Source organism: Aminobacter sp. P4_D5 (assembly GCF_056401815.1).
In genome coordinates this window covers 1-595 of record NZ_JBFUIP010001042.1, presented here as the reverse complement: position 1 = coordinate 595, position 595 = coordinate 1, and the positions used below count along the sequence as shown (strand labels likewise).

The 595-nt window shown below is 71.5% G+C and carries 1 protein-coding gene and 1 pseudogene; both read right to left on the bottom strand.

The annotated features are described in order from the left end of the window. The coding region (locus AC1DWF_RS36555; RefSeq protein WP_476843329.1) for a TIGR02186 family protein at positions 1-343 on the bottom strand (343 nt) is incomplete at its 3' end. After that, positions 340-595, bottom strand: a pseudogene (locus tag AC1DWF_RS36550) (sulfite exporter TauE/SafE family protein); the annotation flags it as partial. The gene AC1DWF_RS36555 and the pseudogene AC1DWF_RS36550, both read right to left, overlap by 4 nt.

Genomic DNA, 595 nt, shown 5'->3' with positions numbered 1-595 from the left:
TCCGCCGCACGACGAAGGGGCCCTGGGGTCCGCGCGCCATGACGATCACCTCGTCGCCGCCGGGGCCCAGCGGCTGCTCGGTGCTGCCGAAGACCAGGATGCTCTCGCCGATGAAGGCGGTGGTGATGGAGACGCGCTCGGTTGAGAGGCGGGCGACGAGCTCGGTGGGTTGGGCGCCGGCAGGAACGGCCAACCAGAGACCACTGATCAGGACATGGAGCACCGCGCCGAGAACCTGGCCGCACAGCGTCCGGCGCCGCCCATTCCACCTGCGAGCCTGGAGCATCAGCGGCGCGGCGAAGCCAAGCGCCCGCCCGGCGTTTGGGGGCGCGAAAATCTTCACAGCGCCRGACCCACGGAGAACAGGTTGGCTGGCACGCGCAGCAGATCCCACAGCAGCGAAGCCGCGACGGCCAGCACCAGAGCGCCCAGCAGCGCCCGCGTCTCCTCGCCGCGGAGCTTGCCGCCCATCGCCGCGCCGAACTGCGCGCCCGCCACGCCGCCCAGCAGCAGCAGCGTCAGCACGATGTCCACGCCGCCGACCTGGACCGCCTGCAGGAATGTCACCGACGCCGTCACGCAGACCACCTGGAAC